Genomic DNA, 17,920 nt, shown 5'->3' on the forward strand with positions numbered 1-17,920 from the left:
CTTAATGTTTTTTATGAGATGCTAGATGATTCCAGGATGCGGCGGAGATTGTGGTTTTTAAACAATCATAATTTTCTGAGGGGATGATCAGTGAGTTATAACGAAGTTCGATGAAAACGCGCTTTCCTTCGCCCTTTTTTATTTTTTATCGCCGCTTAACCGTAGCTATTAGCTTTGGAAAGGTCCTGGGTTGGGGGTGTTTTGGGAAGCTCCTTTCTTGGATATTCGCCGGCACCGTAAGCTTTCGACGAAAATTATTTTCTTCAGCTCCCTATCGCGTGTCTTCTACCGTAATTAGTGTGGGAAATATTGTTCTCGGTGGTTCGGGTAAGACACCTACAGTATTATGGTTGGCTGAAGTTCTAAAAACGCGAGGATATTCCTGCGCTATCCTTTCTCGCGGATATAAAGGAAAATGTAGTCGTCAGAGAAAGTTCACTATAGTCGATCCTGAGATACATAACGCTGCTTATGTAGGAGACGAACCGTTGCTTATGGCGGGGAAACTCTCCAAGGGTGCTGTTTTTGTGCACAAAGATCGTAGACTTGCGGCTAAGGAAGCCGCTAAGGATTTTGATATTTTGATTTTGGACGATGGTTTCCAAAATAACAAACTACACAAAGACGTGGAAATTGTCGTAGTTAACGGTCAAGACCCTTTAGGAGGAGGAGCCTTTTTCCCTCGAGGGCGACTTCGAGATTCTCCTAAAAGATTGCAGGAGGCCGATTTTATCATAGTTAATGGTTCTTGTTGTTTAGAGAACCAGAAGCTTTTGCATACTTGGTGTACGTCGCCAAAAATTTTTGTTGAACCACGCATTTCTCAAGTACTTTGGGACTCGCGAGGGGAGAAATTTCCTTTGGATAGCCTGTCTGGGCTAGCCGCCGGTGTATTCTGTGGTCTAGGATTCCCGCAGGGCTTTCTTGATATGTTGAAACGTGCCGGAGTGAAAATATTAGGAACGTATTTGTTACCTGACCACGCAGGAATAACGAAAAAAGAATTGCACTACTTCTCTTCAAAGATAGCTATGCGTCAGGGAGAGGGGATATTGTGCACAGAAAAGGATGGCATAAAACTCGGAAATTTGATTCATGAGCCGGGGATTCTTCCGATTGGTAAGGTGCAAATGGAATTTGATTTTACCCGTCAGGAGAGTTTTACAGCCGCCTTACTGGATAAAATAGATCGGATACATAATCGTAAGAGGTAACTAATGAAACTATGGATGAAAATCTTTATAGGATTATTTGTTGGGGTTACCCTAGGTTTAATTTTAGAAGATAAAGCAATCTTTTTTAAACCTATAGGAGATATTTTCTTAAACCTATTGAGCATGGTTGTCTACCCTCTGGTATTTTGTTCCATGGTGTTGGGTATTGCTTCTATTAGTGATATGAAGAAGCTGGGGCGCATAGGAATGAAAAGCGTCGCCCTATATTTAGGGACAACATGTCTAGCTATTATTATAGGCTTATGTTTTGCTCAATTTTTCAGTCCTGGAGAGGGCTGTGACCTGTCGCAGAATGTCACTGAAACGCATATAGTAGCTCCTGAAAGAAGTAGTACGTATTTCTTGTCTTTGATTTCTCAAATTTTTCCTTCAAATCCTGTAAGATCTTTCGTTGAGGGAAATATTTTACAAATCATAGTTTTTGCTATTTTCTTAGGAATAGCTATGCGTCTTTCTGGAGAACAAGGACGTCCAGTAGCTAAATTTATTGAGGGTTTTTCTGAAATTATGTTGCGCATGATCAATATGATCATGACCTTTGCGCCTTACGGTGTCGGGGCAAGTATGGCATGGATTTCTGGAAGTCACGGTTTGGTTATTCTCTGGCAATTAGGGAAATTTATTCTTGCCTACTATCTTGCGTGTCTATTTCATGCTGTGCTTGTTTTTGGTGGTATCATCCGTATGGGCTGTAAGATGTCCTTCCCTAAATTCCTTTCTGCAATGATGGATGCGATATCTTGTGCAATATCAACTTCTAGTAGTTCGGCAACACTGCCTGTGACTATGCGTTGCGTATCTAAAAATCTTGGAGTTTCTTCGGAAGTTTCTGGTTTTGTTTTGCCTTTAGGTGCTACTGTCAATATGAATGGTACCGCGATATTTCAAGGTATGGCTGCAGTATTTATTGCTCAGGCCTATAACTGTCCACTACCTTTCAGTAGTTTGTTGTTAATCGTTATCGCAGCGACTTTCTCTGCGGTGGGTAGTGCAGGAGTGCCTGGGGGAGGAATGATTACTCTGGGGTCTGTATTAGCCTCTGTAGGGCTGCCCATTCAAGGCATTGCTGTTTTAGCAGGTATTGATAGGTTGCGAGACATCATAGGAACTCCTATGAATATCCTCGGAGATGCTGTAGTAGCTGTTTATGTGGCTTCCGGAGAAGGTGAGTTGTGCACACCTTTGGAGGAGAAAAAGGTATCTTTAAAAGATGAGAGTACAGAGACAGTGTAGGAGAGTTGACGCATGTTTGAATTTCGATTTCCGAAAATAGGAGAGACTGGTTCTGGAGGGTTTGTAGTTCGTTGGCTCAAGCAGGTGGGAGAAAACATTGCAAAAGATGAACCTGTAATTGAAGTATCTACTGACAAGATAGCTACGGAGTTAGCCTCCCCTAAAGCAGGGAAATTAATTCGTTGTCTCGTAAAAGAAGGTGATGAAGTTGCTTCCGGAGAGGTTTTAGCCTTAATAGATACGGAGCCTGCTGTCGAGGAAGAGGTAGTTGTAGAAGAACTGTCAACCAATGCTTCTTGCCCTGAAGCTTCTGGGAATAATTCGGCATGGTTTTCTCCGGCAGTTCTTAGTTTGGCACACCGTGAAGGTATTTCTATCCAGCAACTACAACAGATTTCTGGAACAGGAAATGACGGTCGTGTCACTCGTAGGGATTTAGAAAACTATATTCTTGAAATGCGCCAACCCTCGTGCCCAAATATTGCGAATGCGAATGAAAATCGCATCCTAATGTCTCCACTACGTAGAGCTATAGCTTCCTCTTTATCTAAATCTTCAGATGAAGTGCCTCATGCTTCTCTTATTGTGGATATTGATGTCACAGATTTGATGAATTTAATTTCTGAAGAGAAGGATAGATTTTTTGCAACGCATGGTGTGAAACTGACAATTACTAGTTTCATTATCCAGTGTTTAGCGAAGGCTTTGGAGCAGTTCCCGTTATTGAATGGATCTTTAGATGGCGATACAATTGTTGTGAAGAAATCAATCAATGTGGGTGTTGCTGTTAATTTGAATAAAGAGGGCGTTGTAGTTCCTGTTATTCGTAATTGTCAGGATCGTGGTTTAGTAAGCATTGCGAAAACTCTCGCTGATCTTTCTGCAAGATCTCGGGCAAATAAACTGGATCCTTCAGAAACTCAAGATGGTAGTGTCACGGTTACCAATTTTGGTATGACGGGAGCTTTAATTGGCATGCCGATAATTCGTTATCCCGAAGTAGCTATTTTAGGAATAGGAACGATACAAAAACGTGTTGTTGTGCGTGATGACGATTCTTTAGTTATTCGAAAAATGGTCTATGTTACCCTAACCTTTGACCACAGGGTACTTGATGGTATTTACGGTAGTGAATTTTTAACCTCATTGAAAAATCGGTTAGAGTCTGTTACGATGAGCTAACACACTACGATTTTTTTCTGAGGACTAAAGGGATGCGCTCTCCCACAACATCTATTGATCTATGCCAAGATATTGTCAGTAAGCAAAGGGAATCTTTAGAACGTTTTTTTGGTGCTTTTCAGTGTGAGGATACTTGGATATTAGCTGAGAAGATATTAAGTCACCAGGGTTCGATATTTTTTTCTGGCGTAGGAAAAAGTGGTTGTATCGCAAGGAAAATAGTCGCTACTTTACAGTCTTTTGGAGAGAGCGCTCTTTTCCTAGCTTCTGGAGATCTCCTACATGGGGATCTTGGCATTGTCCGTCCTGGGGATATCGTCTGTCTTTTCTCTAAGAGTGGAGAAACTCGCGAGCTTTTAGAATGTATTCCTTATTTAAAGGAGCGAGGAGTATTTATTGCAGGAATTACCTCCTCTACTTATTCGAGTTTAGCAGTTCTTTGTGATCACGTAGTTATCTTACCTATGATCGAAGAATTAGATCCTTTTAATCTTGTTCCTACAACATCAACAACATGCCAACTACTTTTTGGTGATCTTTTAGCTATTACCTTATTACGTAGTAGGCAAATCTCTCTCGCTGATTATGGGAAGAATCACCCAGGCGGTCAGATCGGTCTAAAGGTTATCGGAAAAATTCGGGATTATATGTTCCCAAAAACAGAAGTTCCTTTTTGTTCTCCTGAGGACACAATCGCAGATTCTTTGGATATCTTTTCTTCTTATGGTTGTGGTTGTGTTTGTATAGTGAATGAGAAGTGTGAAATCTTAGGAATCTTCACAGATGGAGATTTACGTAGATCGTTAGCTTGTCATGGAGGCAATATTCTCTCTCAGAGACTTAAAGATGTCATGACACCAAATCCCCGAGTGATTAGTGAAGATGCTGATGTGATTCTTGGCCTACAAACGATGGAAACAGGGAGTCCTGTTACCATTTTACCTGTTGTAGATGCTAAGGATCAGAAGTATGTGGTGGGATTGCTTCAGATGCATACCTTGGCAAAAGCAGGTCTCATCTAAAAAATATCGGAAGAGAGGGTAAGCTGGATTCTGTCTACAAGATGGGAAAACCCATCTTGAGGGCAACCATTCATCTAGGGGATATATTACTATATCCCTCAAGCGATTATGAAAAAGTTTATGAGGGATGCCATCTCTCATTATGCAGAAACAAAAACTTTTTCTCTTGCTTCAGATAGGGTTTGCATGTCTACTAAGTCACCTTAATAGCTCCTATTCTTAAAATAGGAATTTTCAGCCTGTCTATAAAAAGACCCTTTTATAGCGGAATGTTTTCTGTTGCACTTTCCGTAGCCTTACGGCCCCTGGAGTTTCTCCAGTATCTTTTCTTATGAAGTCCAGACTTTCCTCTTAATATACCTTAGTAAAGGGTACAAGAAGCGGTTGCCTTTCTCTTCCGATGAACTTGTTTATACAGCGGCACGTCTGCGACGACGTTTAGCTGCAGAGCTGTCGTTAGCAAGAGCGTCTGCTTCTCGCCAGTATAAAATTCTAGAACAATGCTCGCAGAAAATAAGTCGATCTTTTTTACGGACTAAGTTTTCGTGTTGGGGAGTAAGAACAATATGACAACCGCTGCAGACACGATTATCTATTGGAACAACAACACGATCTTTTTTGTTGTTTAATAAACGTTCGTAAATAAGGAACATTTCTGGATCCGTAGCTTCTTTTAATTCGCTACGTTGCTGTAATAGGGCTCTGCCTTCTTCGTTGATCTTTTTAATACTTTCGCAGATTTCTTTTTCGATGGCAAAACTACTGTTCTCTGTTGAGGTGAGACTTTCTTTTAAAGAGACAATCAGATCCTCACTTCCTGCCTGTTTGTCCATAAGGTCACTAAGCTGGTGCTCTAACGCACGGCGCTCTTTATTTGCTGCTGTCATTTCTTGAGTGAGTGCATTAAACTCATCCATCTTTTTCACAGCTGCTTGTTGACCTTCTAATTTGTTAATTTGATCAGAAATCTCTTGAATCCGATTCTCACCTTCTCTAATCTGATTCTTTAAGTTTTCCATCTCCAACTCTTTCTCCTGAACTTTTCGACGAATGTCAGATTTAAGAGATTGGACTTTAGCAAGCTCTTTCTGATGCTCTTTCTTGACTCGCATTAAACGAATCATTTTAATATCGAGCTCTTGAATGGCTAAAATACTCTGGAGTGCTTCATGCATGAAAACTATTCCTTGCTTGGCTTAGTGGTTCCTAAACACGGATGCGAAATCATAGAATTTAGGAATGAATACATCTGAAGAAGAAAGCAAGTTTACTGCTTTTTTAGCAAGAAGTAAAGAACGTTTTTTTCAATAAAAGAAATTCCTAAGGAACAGAGACTTAAGAAGTGTTAAAAGTCTAACCACCGTAACTAGTATGCGAATTAATTTTTACCAGTCCTAGCTCAAGAACGAGTTTAAAAGATGATTTGAATTTGTCCCCTGATCATAAGGTAGTCCACTACTTCAAAACCCTCACACTTTTCTTTCCTAAATACGTAGTTCACAAGGTTGTTTTATTCGAATCTAAAATTAGGGTAATGACGTCAGGAAAAAAATAAAAGGTTCTTTTTAAGAATTATGTATTTAAATAGAAGAGGATCCTGATAAGACATTCTCCTCTTTCTACTCTCTGCTTTAAGCAAGGGGGGAAAAGGGATCTTGTAAGAGGACGAGGAGTCTTAAAGAATTTGGGTTAGAGCGAGCGGTTTTATCAATGGCTTCAATTAATGCTTTCTTACACAGCTGATTACAATTCAAAATCCATTCGTAATTTCTATTTTGTTTTGGTTGTTCATCTCTAAGCGCTATTTCATAAACAGAGGAGAAAAGAGGAACGGAAACAATCGAACAGCCTCGGTTGATAGCCTCTTCTAAACAGTTCTCGTAGGCAAAAAGTGCTCGGTTGTAATAGTTGTTTACGACCTCATCATCTTCCCCAGAGAATTCTTCAAGCCGTGGCCCACGAACATGTCCTATGTATTCTGGGAAATTTTCTTTTTTGGGATGTGTCATAGTCGGGCTGTCTTTTATGCTTAATTTTGTAGAACGCGCTTCAGTAGGCCCGAAAGGGAGTTTAATCGATGTGTCTCCTTGATACTGGGAGGCACTCCATTGGGAGGTTTGACCAAGGTTTAGGAGTTCTCTAAAGAATAGTCGAGATTGATTTGAGTTTTGTAAGATTAACGTCTGTGAAGTAGGCAGTAGAGCATTGAATGCTATTCCGCTTTGACTTGTGACTGTTTTAAATGTGTTGGATCTGGGGAGCGCAAGAAATTTGATGGTAAATCCTGGTGTAACGCTCTCCTGAATACCTAGTTTAACCCCTGGATTTTTCTTGTTTTGATGGAAAGATAGGTGTGCTCCCGGACTAACTAAGAAGTTCGCTTGTGCAGATTGCTCTGGGAGTGTTCTAAAGTATTGGTTTAGAGCTCCAGACCAATCCCCGTCGGCTTTTTGTTGGAAGTATTTGTATACCCCTATGGTTACTATAGTCAACAGCACTGAGGATACTGCCAGTAAAGCCAAGGCTGGCATTCCTAAAACAATAGCTAAGGTAATACCTGCTATTCCGGTTCCAATCGTTAGTGTGCAAAGAATAGATAAAGAAGTGATTTTCAGTATCTTATCCCATTTTTTTGTGGAGACTTCTCTTGGTGAGAATACGGGACCTAAATCTGTGGTACTTTGGTTGCTCAGGGGGTTCGTGTTAGCCATAAATGATAATTATATTTAGTTTTGATAATTAATTTTATAAAAAATAAATGGCTTTTTCTAGACGTTTTATTTTTTCTTCTTCCTGAACTTATAACAAAATCATATTATGAATTTGATCTTCAGTAGGATAAACACGACATGTGATAAATAATTCTCTAAGTTTATCGCCAGCTAAGAGTCTAAGGGAGATATATACTGGGGCAATGGCTAATAGGAATGCAAAAAACACAGGATGGATGCAGCAGCCTGCAGCAGTGATCCCGGCAATTAGTATTATTATAATTATTACTTGAATGATGCAGTAGGCAATAACATGGGTAAGTTTGCTTCTCTCGACACTTCCTTTAGAAAATAAGTTCAAGGGTTCTTCGAATTTGGAACCTTGTGCTAATGTTTCTGAAATTAACATGCAGGATACTGTAGAATAAAAGCTTCAACTCTGAGTAATTTTATTCGTAGAAACAGTTTTTTGTCATCAGCTTTCGGTAGGGTTGTCCTTGTGAAGAAGTTCCCCGGGGTGATTGTAAATTTCCCTAAATTCTTTAAGTGTGATGGGGCCTTGGCAGATGTGTATTCTCCTTGGGAGCTGGGGGAAGAGTTTAGCATACGCCCTAACTCCAGAGGGACTGGTTAAAATTACACGACTGCATTGATTGAATACAGAGGGATGTAATTGACGTTCTCGAATGGTGTAGTGGGAATAGGCAAAAAAGCTTCGGTTTTCTTTTTTTAAAAAATCTTTAATTACAGGACGCGACAAGACTGAGTGTGGGTAGAGGATATGAGCGTTTTTAGGTAAAGAGGATATCATTGGGAGCATACCTTCTCCTGTTTCAATAGTAGCTAAGGAATATTGTGCTTTTGGGAGAAGCCTTGTAAGGCGACTTGCTGTGATTTCTCCTAAACAAAGGTAATGTTTGGTGGATAACGTCTTTTTGGAATTTTTTCTGCTCATTCTAGAAATAAATAGTGATGTTGAAGATGGACTGGTGAGAAGGATATGAGAAGTTTTCTCTAGGTAACGCAGGGCGTAGCGTAGTTGAGGAGAGCTTCTTGCAAATGGAGCAATCTCAAGAATTGGAATGAAGCGGGCGCGGTATCTGTTTGCTGTTTCTTGATTTAATCCTAGGTATATGGTCATAGAGAATCATCTTTTTCTAGAATGTATCACATAAGCGTAGTTTAAATAGGGGGAGTTTGTTTCGCATCTAGAAAATAATTCCTGTAATAACAGAGTAAATATAAACGTATAATACTTGTTTTTAGCAGTATTTAGGTTGTATTAGGAGCTGATTGACATTTTTCGATGTGCAAGCTAGGATTTCCATTTTTGGATCTTAGCTTTTTCTCTAATGAAAAAAATAGTAAGAGTGCTTGACTTTTCTTGGGTTAGATGCAGAGAGCTTCGCTTTATATTATAGTTTTTCATTCGTAGAGTTAATAATAGAGGTTCGGCAATGGTGTCATTGTTGCATAAATTTTTAGAAAATGCTTCGGGGAAGAAGGGACAGGATCTAGCTTCTACCGCATACTTAGCTGCATTAGATCATCTTTTACACTCTTTTCCTTCGATTGGGAAAAGCATAATAGATGAATTGAAGAGTCAACGTGCACGCTTAAAGATGATTGCTTCTGAGAATTATGCTTCTATTTCAGTTCAGCTTGCTATGGGGAACTTGCTTACAGATAAGTATTGCGAGGGGAGCCCCTTTAAGCGGTTCTATTCTGGTTGCGAGAATGTAGATGTTATCGAGTGGGAATGTGTTGAAACGGCTAAAGAACTTTTCGGTGCGGAAAGTGCTTTTGTACAACCACATTCGGGTGCAGATGCGAATTTATTAGCCATCATGGCAATTATTACTCAAAAAATTCAAGGACCTGCCGTTAAGCGTTTGGGATATAAAACGATTAACGATCTTACGGATAAAGAATATACAGAATTAAAAGCTGAGATAGGTTCTCACGTCTGTTTAGGGCCTTCGTTGAATTCAGGAGGGCATTTAACACATGGAGCCGTACGTTTAAACGTGATGTCCAAGTTAATGCGTTGTGTGCCTTATGAAGTTAATAAAAAGACGGAGTGTTTTGATTATTCGGAGATTGCACGTTTAGTACGAACATATAAACCTACGGTACTCATTGCTGGGTATTCTTCATATTCCAGAAGATTAAATTTTTCCACCCTAAAACAAATAGCTGATGATTGTGGAGCCGTTTTATGGGTAGATATGGCGCATTTTGCTGGTCTTGTTGCTGGCGGTGTATTTATTGAAGAGGAAAATCCGATTCCGTTTGCAGACATTATTACTACGACAACTCATAAAACTTTGCGAGGCCCTCGTGGAGGTTTAGTTTTAGCATCCAAAGAATATGATGCAGTGATTAATCGCGCTTGTCCTTTAATGATGGGAGGACCTTTGCCACATGTTATTGCAGCAAAGGCTGTTGCGTTAAAAGAAGCGCTAACTGTGGACTTTAAAAAATATGCTCATCAGGTTGTGGACAACGCTAGAACTTTAGCTGAGCATTTTCAAAAACAGGGATTACGCTTGCTTACTGGCGGTACAGATAACCACATGTTAATTATAGATCTAACTTCTCTAGGTATATCTGGACGTATTGGTGAGGATATATTAAGTTCTGTAGGTATTGCTGTGAATCGCAATACCATACCATCGGATGCGTCAGGGAAGTGGGACACCTCAGGGATACGTTTGGGAACACCTGCTTTAACAACTCTAGGTATGGGCAGTGATGAAATGGAAGAAGTTGCGAATATTATTGTGAAAGTATTGCGAAATATTACTTTGAGACGTAATGCTGATGATAGTTTTAGTAAAAGTAAAGGAGAGCTTCCGGAAAACATTGCTGAAGAAGCAAGAGCTCGAGTCGCAGACTTATTATCGCGGTTCCCGCTTTATCCTGAAATCGATCTGGAAACTTTAGTTTAGTTAGGAGATGTGTTGTTCTATGCCTGATGGGGAAGTAGAGAATAAGTTACGAGATGTTATAGAGAGAAAAATCTTAGATGCCCGTCGGGTATTTTTTTCTGAGCCTGTAACGGATAAGAGCGCAGCAGATGCTATTAAGAAATTATGGTACTTAGAACTTACCAATCCTGGTCAACCTATAGTATTCGTAATTAATAGCCCTGGAGGTTCGGTAGATGCAGGATTTGCAGTTTGGGATCAGATAAAAATGATGACATCCCCAGTGACTACTGTAGTTACAGGATTAGCTGCTTCTATGGGGTCAGTATTAAGTTTATGTGCAGCTCCAGGACGTCGTTTTGCAACTCCTCATTCGCGTATCATGATTCACCAGCCATCTATAGGGGGGCCAATTACTGGACAAGCTACAGATTTAGATATTCATGCTCGTGAAATTTTAAAAACAAAGAAACGTATAGTTGATGTTTATTTAGAGGCTACAGGGCAGTCTCGAGAAGTTATTGAAAAGGCAATCGATCGAGATACATGGATGACAGCGGACGAAGCCAAGGATTTTGGTTTATTAGATGGTATCCTCTTCTCATTCAATGATTTGTAAGCATGGCTTATATTCTGGGGCAGGGAATCGCTTTATCCTAAGTGAAACTTGTCCCGATATTACAGTAATTCCTAGTCTATGTAAGGAATATCAAGTAGATGGGTTTTTACTTGTTCTTCCTTCTTCCATTGCTGATGCTAAACTTATTATTTTTAATGATAACGGTTCTCGCCCTCATATGTGTGGGAATGGTCTTCGTTGTGTTGTAGCTCATTTGTCTGAGGTATTGAAAAAAGACGAAATCTCTGTGGAGACAGATTCGGGTATATATTCTGGGAGGTTTTATTCCTGGGATCGGGTTGTTGTAGATATGACTCTTCCGGATTGGAACTACACTTGTCACACCCTTTCACACACACTTCCCGAAGTTCCTAAAAAAGTTTTTAGTATCAATACAGGTGTGCCGCATCTTGTTGTTTTTGTCGAAGATGTATCTTGTGTTCCTGTAGATTTGTGGGGGAGTTTTCTACGTTATCATGAAGATTTTTTACCTCAAGGGACTAATGTCAACTTTATCCAAGAGATAAAAACCGGAGAATTTCACATACGCACTTATGAACGTGGTTTAGAAAGAGAGTCTTTAGCTTGTGGTACGGGAGCTACTGCAGCGGCATTGGTTGTAGCACAATGTTACGGTTTATCCAATACCCAAATACATATACGGACCTGGAGTGACATTTTGATTAAAATTTCTTTAGACGGCGATCGAGTGTATCTTGAGGGCCCTGTTGATAAAGAAATGCACCACTAGAATTTTTCTAATTTTTCTATTGTATTTGAATAAAAATAGATTCAAAAATGGTTAAAGGAAGGAATAGTGATTTGAGGTTTTTTTAAGGATAGATCTCTTGCCCTCTAACTCCAATTCTTTTATAATCTTGATTTATGACTACGTATCCTGTACCACAAAATCCTCTTTTATTACGCGCTTTGCGTCTTATGGATGCATTCTCTAAGTCGGATGATGAGAGAGATTTTTATTTAGACCGAGTTGAAGGGTTCATTCTCTACATTGATTTAGATAAGGATCAAGAAGATCTAGATAAGATCTATGAAGAATTAGAGGTGAATGCAGAACGCTATTGTCTAATTCCTAAGTTAACGTTCTATGAAGTAAAGAAAATCATGGAAACGTTTATCAATGAAAAAATTTATGATATTGATACAAAGGAAAAATTTCTTGAAATTTTGCAGTCCAAAAATGCTCGTGAGCAGTTTTTGGAGTGTATCTACGATCATGAATCTGAGTTGGAGAAGTGGCAGCAATTTTATGTAGAGCGTTCTCGTATACGTATTATTGAGTGGTTGCGTAATAATAAATTTCATTTTGTCTTCGAAGAAGATTTAGACTTTTCAAAGCATATTTTAGAACAATTTAAAATTCATCTTTTTGATACTAAAGTATCAAAAGAACTTGCGCAAGCACGTCAGTTGCTGGTGAACAAGGCTAAGGTCTATTACTCTAATGAAGCATTGAATCCTCGTCCTAAACGGGGGCGTCCTCCGAAACAGTCAGCGAAAGTGGAATCTGAGACTACAATATCGAGTGATATTTACACTAAGGTACCAGCGGTAGCGCGACGTTTCCTTTTCCTTCCGGAGATTACTTCGGCATCTTCGATTACATTTTCTGAGAAATTTGACACGGAAGAAGAATTCTTAGCTAATTTGCGTGGTTCAGGCCGTGTTGAAGATCAGTTAAATCTTGCCAATCTTTCTGAGAGATTTGCTTCGTTGAAAGAACTTTCAGCGAAATTGGGTTATGACTCCCTGTCTACAGGGGATTTCTTCGGGGATGACGACGATAGTGATGACGAGAAGCCGGCACCTAAGAGTAGTAAAACTTCTGCTAAACGCGGTCGTAAGAAATCCTAGCGGGCTAGATCTTTTTAAGTATCCAAATAGTCGCGACTCCGAAAGCTAGCTTCCTTTTTTTTCTTACTTGGAATTTAGCATTGCTGAAGAGTTGTTCTAGGTAGTGATCGCTAGGTAGTTTTCTAATGCTTTCTGCTAGGTACTCGTAAGCTTGTGTATTTTTAGAGTAAAGTTTTCCTACCCACGGAATGATGGATTTTAGGTATAGTCGGTGTACTAGATACAGGGGATGATTATTGGGAGGAGAGGTAAGCTCTAAAATTCCTAAAGTACCTTGGTGTTTTAACATACGATGGATTTTTTCTAGGATGTCTTTAGGTTTAGGGAGATTTCTTAATCCATAGGCCATAGACGCTAGTGTTTGCGACTCCTCATTTATAGGAAGTTGAGCAATATCCCCTTCTATAAAAGTAAAAGGAGCTGAAGGGTAGCGTTGTTTGGCTATGTGAAGCATGTTTGCTGAAAAATCAACGAGAGTTGCTTTCGATCCCGGGTAATCACGGATATACCTATAAGCAACCTTTCCTGTGCCAGAACAAAGATCTATCAAGTTATCAGACTTTCCCAACATTTTTGAAAACTTACGATTCCATAAATGATGCATTCCTAAAGATAAGATAGAATTTATCTTATCGTATTTAGGAGCTAGAGAATCAAACATCTCCTGCAGGTTAGGCTTGTTGGTAGATGGTAGCATGATATTCTCGGAATTTTTCTATGCCTTCGTAATCTTCTTCTCTTAGGCGATAACGGCATAAGGAGTAGTAATCCTTAATCAAAACTTCAGAAAGCTGCGTACGTTCTACCGCTTTTGCTATAGCTGCTTCGGGATGGGCTTCAAAATGGCTTAGAGAGTTTTCTAGAGCTTCTTGGACGATATGGCTGCCTTCAGGATTATTAGAAAGAACAACAGCAAAGACAAAAGGAAGTTGGGTAAGTTCATACCATCCCTGAGCAAGATCGTATGTTGCAAACCCTGGAATGTGAGGATGATGCAAGGCTTTATCGCCAATTAAGAGTAGACCGTCGTAATTTTCTGCTTTTTCTATAACATCATCAGACGGGAGTTGGATAATTTCCGGCATAGGAGTATTCCATAAATGTCGGCAGAGGATATGGAATAGCATTATTGAAGAGTGACTTTCTTTTGTAGCAGCAATACGGGGTTTTTCTGAGGTGAAAAATGTAGAGGCTGCGTAAAGATTTACACTGAGGATTTTCTTATATGCAGCTATACCAAATCCCGGAACTGTTCCTAATGGATGGGTTAATAACCCTACTGCAGAGGTAAGAGCAAATTGTAAGTCTCCATTGAGAAGTTGCCCGAGTAAATCTGATGGCGGTGCGGTATGAAGAAGAATATCCTTTCTTTTTGCAAGCTCTAAAGAAAAAGGGAAAGCATTGATGTAGCTTACACAACCTAAAGTTATACGTCTTTCGAATTTGTCAGACATGGTATGCGTCCTAGTTTTTTTATGAGGCTTGCCATTCCCTCAATATCCATTTTTATATTTTGGTTAGAAGAGGCCATTTGAAACACCTTTTCTCCAATGTGTGTGGAGGATAAATCGTTTGCTCCACAAGATAGCAAGTGTAAAGCTTGCTCGATTCCTAAGTAATTCCACAAGGCTTTTATATTTCTGAAATTATCCAGGAAGAGTCTTGCAACCGCAATGATAGATGCGGGTGGGATATTATGAGAAGTTCCTAATTTGCGTAGTCTTTTCCCTAGGGAATTATTTTCTGTTGCGAACTTCAATAATACGAAGTTTTTAAAACCTAAAGTATCGTCTTGAAGGTTACGTAATTTATCCATATGTGTGACGATATCTTTGGGGCGTTCCCTATGGTAGCATAACATTGTACTGTTACTTGGGATATTAAGACTATGTGCAGTTTTATGAATTTCTAAGAACTCTTGAGAAGATAAACGCCCTGGAGCTAGTATTTGACGTATTTCATCAACCAGAATATCGAATCCTCCTCCGGGAATCGAATCTAATCCTGCATTTTTCAGGATTTTTAATACCTCAACAACAGGAATATTGTGAAGGTTAGCCAAGTACGCATATTCTATTCCTGTAAGTGCTTTGATATGGATGTGAGGGAAGTTTGTTTTAATTTTGCTAAACAGTTCTGTGTAGTAGTCTAAATTACAATCTGGAAAGCATCCTCCAACAATATGTGTTTCTGTAATCGGGACTTCTAATTCCAGGATTTTTTCTATGAGTTGGTCAGGTGTATGAAACCATCCTTTAGCATCTCCTGGTTTCGCGTAAAAAGCACAAAACGTGCAATTAAATTCACAGAAGTTGGTAGGATATAAATAAAATGTAGAAGAGTAGTAGACAACATCTCCAACATACTTTTGACGTACTGTATTAGCAAAAGCCCATAAAGCACGCTGGTCAACTTCATCTTCTAAGAGGAGTAGACGCAGAGCATCTTCTTTAGAAAGACGAGCTCCTTCCGTGTAATCATCGAATAAATGTTTCATCCAAGAATTTTTAGGCAGAATGCGAGGGGGTGTCGTCGTCATGGAGTGATGCCTTGGTTGTAGAATCAGATTGAGTTTGTTTATTGCATGCTTTTTTACGGCAACAGTCTGATTTCCCACAACCTTTAGATAAAGGTCTGCCCAAGAGATAAGAACCTATGAGTAAAATGACTATGCCTACTCCCAATAATGCTGTAGCACAGCAAATAACAAGAAAAAGAGTCATCATAAGAAGATCAGCCTTAGAGAAAAATCGGTAATATTAATGAAGATCTACCCAAATAGGCGAACTCCATGCCATAGATTGGTCTACTTGAGTTACTCTCAGATAATAGAAAGCAAAAGGAATCTTTCCTTTGGGATCTTTAAGAGTGACTTCAGATAGAGGTTGCATATCGTCATATTCATAATCTAGGTTACTACTATCAGGGAAGAAGGTTTTGATGACTTCCCCATTACGGATGATCTCAACAGTTTTAAGTTGAGCTGTTCCTGCAACGTATCCTGAAATATGACGATTTACAGCAAGGCCAGGTCTTGTAGTTGTTGATAACTCAGAACCCATAGGAGCTGAGGTAATGTTAAAGCTAACGATAATTCTTGGTCCTGTAGTTGCATAGCAATGACGTTGATATAACGCTTCTATGAGAGATTCTCGACTATATTTATTACATATAATAGCAGTCAGACCTGGAGTATATTGCTGTTGGTTAGCATCGAAGAACTTGCTATAGATACCGCGATCGTCCAAACCTCCGGCAACAAAACCAAAGCGTAGGTTGCGTTTTAATGCTTCTACTAATGTGCCGGATTCTACTTCAGAATCACTTCCTTTGATAGGGAAAAGATTCCCTTCTTTTTCTGTTCTTTCTGAACAACCCCAAGAGTTATAAATTTCGACAACACGTTCAAATTCCGGATGGAAATTGTTAAAATTGAAACCGTAATGTTTTGAAGCAGTAAAACATGGTATCGAAATAATCTCGTGAGTAGAAGCACTTTTATAGAGTTTTGATAAAGAAGCAATCTTGCAATCTTTGTGTTTAGAACAAAATTTATTTTCTTTGATATAGAGAATTTGTCGAAGGCCTTCTTCCCCGGGTTCTCCACAGTACTGGACTCCTGATAAGGAAACGAAACGGTCTTCTTCGTTAAAATCTCCGATAGTTTGGTTGATCATTTTCCAAAGATCAGGAGTTAATCCTTCCTGATTTTCAAAAGATGACGATGCATAAAAGTTTAATGCGCAATCGTCTCTGAAGTGTCGCAAACAAGCTTCGATGTTTTCTTCGGAATCCACTCGTTCTGATTCTCCGTGAAGTAGACCCCACATAAGGTTTGGTGCAGTGTCAGAAAAACATTTTATGGGAGCGGAGACGAAGAGCTCATTAGTTAAAAGATTTTTCAATTGGATTCTATAGATCCCAGGTTCATTGAAATATAGATTGGGAAGAATAACGAATCCAGTTTCAGGAATGAATAGTTGCCAATTAAGGTTTTCTCTTAGGTGCTCGTAAGAGAGTTCGATGCGTGTATTTTCTGGGGAAAAGTTTGTGAGATTGTTAAACTCATCTTCAAAGCGTATGGTAATATCAAAACGTTTGTTTTTTACGACGTAAGAGGGGGTAAAAATTTGAATATGTTTAAGAACGTTACCACGAATATCCATGGAAAAGATATCAGGTTCGTCATAGTTCCCCTTGCCTTCAGGATCTACATAGAGATAGAATGGCTTACGGCGTTGAGTAAATAGTTGTGCTCCATTTCCTGCTTCATCTGTTTGTGGGTAATCTGGGGAGGGCCCGAGAACAATCGTGAGAGTTTCTCCAGCTTCTAATTCGTAGGGAAGGGTAAATTCATACTGTGGAACAGGACTATGTGGGATAGGAATGGCTACAGCAGTGAGAACATCTCCTTTAGGTGTTTCTAAGTAGATAGTATTACGTGGTTGTTGGAGATCTGTGGAGGGAATTTCCCAGTCTATAGGTCTACCTTGACAGCCTAAGTCAAATTTCAGTTTTGTTCCTTCGGGGAGGTAGTCGACTAAAGAGTAAAGAAACTTCCATGTGGATATTTGCCCAGCTCTAGCTACGGAAGGATTAACATAACAAACAGATCTGCGCATAGTACAACATAGCGGGTTGGAATCAACTAAAGGTGTTAGCATACACGAGGAAAAGGTTTTTCTCAATCTTCGTCTTTGCTTAATGCTTGTAATGCTTCCTGCACAGTATTGAACATTTTAAAATATGAGAGGAATCCGGTAACATATAAAGTTTGTTCTATTGTTTTAGGAACGCAAGTAAGAACGATTTTCCCTGAGTGTTTACCTACTTGATGGTAACTTTGTAAAAGGACACGAATGCCCGCACTGGACATATAATCTAAGTTCGTGCAATCAAGAATGATATTTTTGATTCCTGAAGATATGGATTGTGAGATGTTTTCTTGTACTTCCGGAGAAGAGATCCCGTCAAGTTTTCCTTGAAGATGTAAGACAGCAGTGGTTCCGTGCTCTTCTTTTTGGATGTTATTCATTATCAATAATGCTCCCAAACCTATGGTGATTTCTCAAGACCTAACTCTGGTAAATCTTTAGGTTTTTTTGCAAAGAGA

Annotated in this window: 18 protein-coding genes and 1 other RNA gene; 8 read left to right on the forward strand and 11 right to left on the reverse strand. The window is 39.4% G+C overall.

Annotated features, from left to right (window positions below; genetic code table 11):
- Positions 1 to 110 precede the first annotated feature (110 nt).
- From lpxK to E1N70_RS03130, 4 genes are read left to right on the forward strand one after another with little or no spacing between them, the layout of a single operon-like run.
- Positions 111 to 1,214: a tetraacyldisaccharide 4'-kinase gene (lpxK, locus tag E1N70_RS03115; RefSeq protein ID WP_131744084.1), complete on the forward strand. Its 1,104-nt coding sequence runs from the start codon at positions 111 to 113 to the stop codon at positions 1,212 to 1,214.
- Positions 1,215 to 1,217: 3 nt separating this feature from the next.
- Positions 1,218 to 2,468 carry a dicarboxylate/amino acid:cation symporter gene (locus E1N70_RS03120; protein WP_131744085.1) on the forward strand — a complete coding sequence of 417 codons (1,251 nt, stop codon included), beginning with the start codon at positions 1,218 to 1,220 and terminating at the stop codon, positions 2,466 to 2,468.
- A gap of 12 nt (positions 2,469 to 2,480) precedes the next feature.
- Positions 2,481 to 3,650 (forward strand): dihydrolipoamide acetyltransferase family protein, encoded by a 1,170-nt coding sequence (locus E1N70_RS03125; RefSeq protein ID WP_131744086.1) that lies wholly within the window; start codon positions 2,481 to 2,483, stop codon positions 3,648 to 3,650.
- A gap of 32 nt (positions 3,651 to 3,682) precedes the next feature.
- Complete coding sequence (locus E1N70_RS03130) at positions 3,683 to 4,672, forward strand: KpsF/GutQ family sugar-phosphate isomerase (protein ID WP_131744087.1); 990 nt, start codon at positions 3,683 to 3,685, stop codon at positions 4,670 to 4,672.
- Positions 4,673 to 4,675: 3 nt separating this feature from the next.
- Here E1N70_RS03130 and rnpB read toward each other — a convergent pair.
- From rnpB to E1N70_RS03155, 5 genes are all read right to left on the reverse strand, one after another.
- Positions 4,676 to 5,072, reverse strand: an RNA gene (rnpB, locus tag E1N70_RS03135) — RNase P RNA component class A.
- A 10-nt stretch (positions 5,073 to 5,082) separates the two neighbouring features.
- Positions 5,083 to 5,847 carry a zinc ribbon domain regulatory protein CdsZ gene (gene cdsZ / locus E1N70_RS03140; RefSeq protein WP_131744088.1) on the reverse strand — a complete coding sequence of 255 codons (765 nt, stop codon included), beginning with the start codon at positions 5,845 to 5,847 and terminating at the stop codon, positions 5,083 to 5,085.
- A 456-nt stretch (positions 5,848 to 6,303) separates the two neighbouring features.
- On the reverse strand, positions 6,304 to 7,383 hold the full coding sequence (locus E1N70_RS03145) for a macro domain-containing protein (protein WP_131744089.1): 1,080 nt from the start codon (positions 7,381 to 7,383) through the stop codon (positions 6,304 to 6,306).
- Positions 7,384 to 7,471: 88 nt separating this feature from the next.
- Positions 7,472 to 7,792 (reverse strand): hypothetical protein, encoded by a 321-nt coding sequence (locus tag E1N70_RS05165; RefSeq protein ID WP_131744090.1) that lies wholly within the window; start codon positions 7,790 to 7,792, stop codon positions 7,472 to 7,474.
- 66 nt (positions 7,793 to 7,858) lie between these two features.
- Positions 7,859 to 8,524, reverse strand: coding sequence for a uroporphyrinogen-III synthase (locus tag E1N70_RS03155; RefSeq protein WP_131744091.1), 666 nt, complete (start codon positions 8,522 to 8,524; stop codon positions 7,859 to 7,861).
- A 316-nt stretch (positions 8,525 to 8,840) separates the two neighbouring features.
- On the opposite strand from E1N70_RS03155, the gene E1N70_RS03160 reads away from it, so the two are divergent.
- The 4 genes from E1N70_RS03160 to E1N70_RS03175 all read left to right on the forward strand — a co-directional run bounded on the left by E1N70_RS03160 (position 8,841) and on the right by E1N70_RS03175 (position 12,807).
- Positions 8,841 to 10,334, forward strand: coding sequence for a glycine hydroxymethyltransferase (locus E1N70_RS03160; RefSeq protein WP_131744092.1), 1,494 nt, complete (start codon positions 8,841 to 8,843; stop codon positions 10,332 to 10,334).
- Positions 10,335 to 10,353: 19 nt separating this feature from the next.
- Positions 10,354 to 10,932, forward strand: a complete 579-nt coding sequence (locus E1N70_RS03165) for an ATP-dependent Clp protease proteolytic subunit (protein WP_014944817.1) — start codon at positions 10,354 to 10,356, stop codon at positions 10,930 to 10,932.
- Positions 10,901 to 11,683, forward strand: a complete 783-nt coding sequence (gene dapF, locus E1N70_RS03170) for a bifunctional diaminopimelate epimerase/glutamate racemase (protein ID WP_131744093.1) — start codon at positions 10,901 to 10,903, stop codon at positions 11,681 to 11,683. Before E1N70_RS03165 ends, dapF begins: the two co-directional genes overlap by 32 nt.
- A gap of 134 nt (positions 11,684 to 11,817) precedes the next feature.
- Positions 11,818 to 12,807, forward strand: coding sequence for a UPF0158 family protein (locus tag E1N70_RS03175; RefSeq protein ID WP_131744094.1), 990 nt, complete (start codon positions 11,818 to 11,820; stop codon positions 12,805 to 12,807).
- Positions 12,808 to 12,811: 4 nt separating this feature from the next.
- On the opposite strand, the gene ubiE is transcribed toward E1N70_RS03175, so the two are convergent.
- The 6 genes from ubiE to E1N70_RS03205 form a co-directional block, all read right to left on the reverse strand.
- Positions 12,812 to 13,504, reverse strand: a complete 693-nt coding sequence (gene ubiE, locus E1N70_RS03180) for a bifunctional demethylmenaquinone methyltransferase/2-methoxy-6-polyprenyl-1,4-benzoquinol methylase UbiE (RefSeq protein WP_131744095.1) — start codon at positions 13,502 to 13,504, stop codon at positions 12,812 to 12,814.
- Positions 13,479 to 14,261, reverse strand: coding sequence for a menaquinone biosynthesis protein (locus tag E1N70_RS03185; RefSeq protein WP_131744096.1), 783 nt, complete (start codon positions 14,259 to 14,261; stop codon positions 13,479 to 13,481). The genes ubiE and E1N70_RS03185 overlap by 26 nt, the downstream gene beginning before the upstream one ends.
- Positions 14,234 to 15,346, reverse strand: a complete 1,113-nt coding sequence (locus tag E1N70_RS03190; RefSeq protein ID WP_131744097.1) for a CofH family radical SAM protein — start codon at positions 15,344 to 15,346, stop codon at positions 14,234 to 14,236. The genes E1N70_RS03185 and E1N70_RS03190 overlap by 28 nt, the downstream gene beginning before the upstream one ends.
- A complete protein-coding gene (locus E1N70_RS03195; RefSeq protein WP_131744098.1) occupies positions 15,315 to 15,533 on the reverse strand; it encodes a hypothetical protein in 219 nt (72 codons plus the stop codon). The genes E1N70_RS03190 and E1N70_RS03195 overlap by 32 nt, the downstream gene beginning before the upstream one ends.
- Positions 15,534 to 15,566: 33 nt before the next feature.
- Positions 15,567 to 17,429 (reverse strand): DUF3604 domain-containing protein, encoded by a 1,863-nt coding sequence (locus tag E1N70_RS03200; protein ID WP_131744099.1) that lies wholly within the window; start codon positions 17,427 to 17,429, stop codon positions 15,567 to 15,569.
- A 62-nt stretch (positions 17,430 to 17,491) separates the two neighbouring features.
- Positions 17,492 to 17,842, reverse strand: a complete 351-nt coding sequence (locus tag E1N70_RS03205) for an anti-sigma factor antagonist (protein WP_131744100.1) — start codon at positions 17,840 to 17,842, stop codon at positions 17,492 to 17,494.
- Positions 17,843 to 17,920: the final 78 nt, after the last annotated feature.

It is taken from the genome of Chlamydia buteonis (assembly GCF_900634605.1).
Taxonomy (GTDB): Bacteria; Chlamydiota; Chlamydiia; order Chlamydiales; family Chlamydiaceae; genus Chlamydia; species Chlamydia buteonis.

Coding starts and splice junctions, on each gene's coding strand:
- lpxK (WP_131744084.1), top strand. CDS start 111: ATGAAAACGCGCTTTCCTTCGCCCTTTTTTATTTTTTATCGCCGCTTA.
- E1N70_RS03120 (WP_131744085.1), top strand. CDS start 1,218: ATGAAACTATGGATGAAAATCTTTATAGGATTATTTGTTGGGGTTACC.
- E1N70_RS03125 (WP_131744086.1), top strand. CDS start 2,481: ATGTTTGAATTTCGATTTCCGAAAATAGGAGAGACTGGTTCTGGAGGG.
- E1N70_RS03130 (WP_131744087.1), top strand. CDS start 3,683: ATGCGCTCTCCCACAACATCTATTGATCTATGCCAAGATATTGTCAGT.
- cdsZ (WP_131744088.1), bottom strand. CDS start 5,847: ATGCATGAAGCACTCCAGAGTATTTTAGCCATTCAAGAGCTCGATATT.
- E1N70_RS03145 (WP_131744089.1), bottom strand. CDS start 7,383: ATGGCTAACACGAACCCCCTGAGCAACCAAAGTACCACAGATTTAGGT.
- E1N70_RS05165 (WP_131744090.1), bottom strand. CDS start 7,792: ATGTTAATTTCAGAAACATTAGCACAAGGTTCCAAATTCGAAGAACCC.
- E1N70_RS03155 (WP_131744091.1), bottom strand. CDS start 8,524: ATGACCATATACCTAGGATTAAATCAAGAAACAGCAAACAGATACCGC.
- E1N70_RS03160 (WP_131744092.1), top strand. CDS start 8,841: ATGGTGTCATTGTTGCATAAATTTTTAGAAAATGCTTCGGGGAAGAAG.
- E1N70_RS03165 (WP_014944817.1), top strand. CDS start 10,354: ATGCCTGATGGGGAAGTAGAGAATAAGTTACGAGATGTTATAGAGAGA.
- dapF (WP_131744093.1), top strand. CDS start 10,901: ATGGTATCCTCTTCTCATTCAATGATTTGTAAGCATGGCTTATATTCT.
- E1N70_RS03175 (WP_131744094.1), top strand. CDS start 11,818: ATGACTACGTATCCTGTACCACAAAATCCTCTTTTATTACGCGCTTTG.
- ubiE (WP_131744095.1), bottom strand. CDS start 13,504: ATGCTACCATCTACCAACAAGCCTAACCTGCAGGAGATGTTTGATTCT.
- E1N70_RS03185 (WP_131744096.1), bottom strand. CDS start 14,261: ATGTCTGACAAATTCGAAAGACGTATAACTTTAGGTTGTGTAAGCTAC.
- E1N70_RS03190 (WP_131744097.1), bottom strand. CDS start 15,346: ATGACGACGACACCCCCTCGCATTCTGCCTAAAAATTCTTGGATGAAA.
- E1N70_RS03195 (WP_131744098.1), bottom strand. CDS start 15,533: ATGATGACTCTTTTTCTTGTTATTTGCTGTGCTACAGCATTATTGGGA.
- E1N70_RS03200 (WP_131744099.1), bottom strand. CDS start 17,429: ATGCGCAGATCTGTTTGTTATGTTAATCCTTCCGTAGCTAGAGCTGGG.
- E1N70_RS03205 (WP_131744100.1), bottom strand. CDS start 17,842: ATGAATAACATCCAAAAAGAAGAGCACGGAACCACTGCTGTCTTACAT.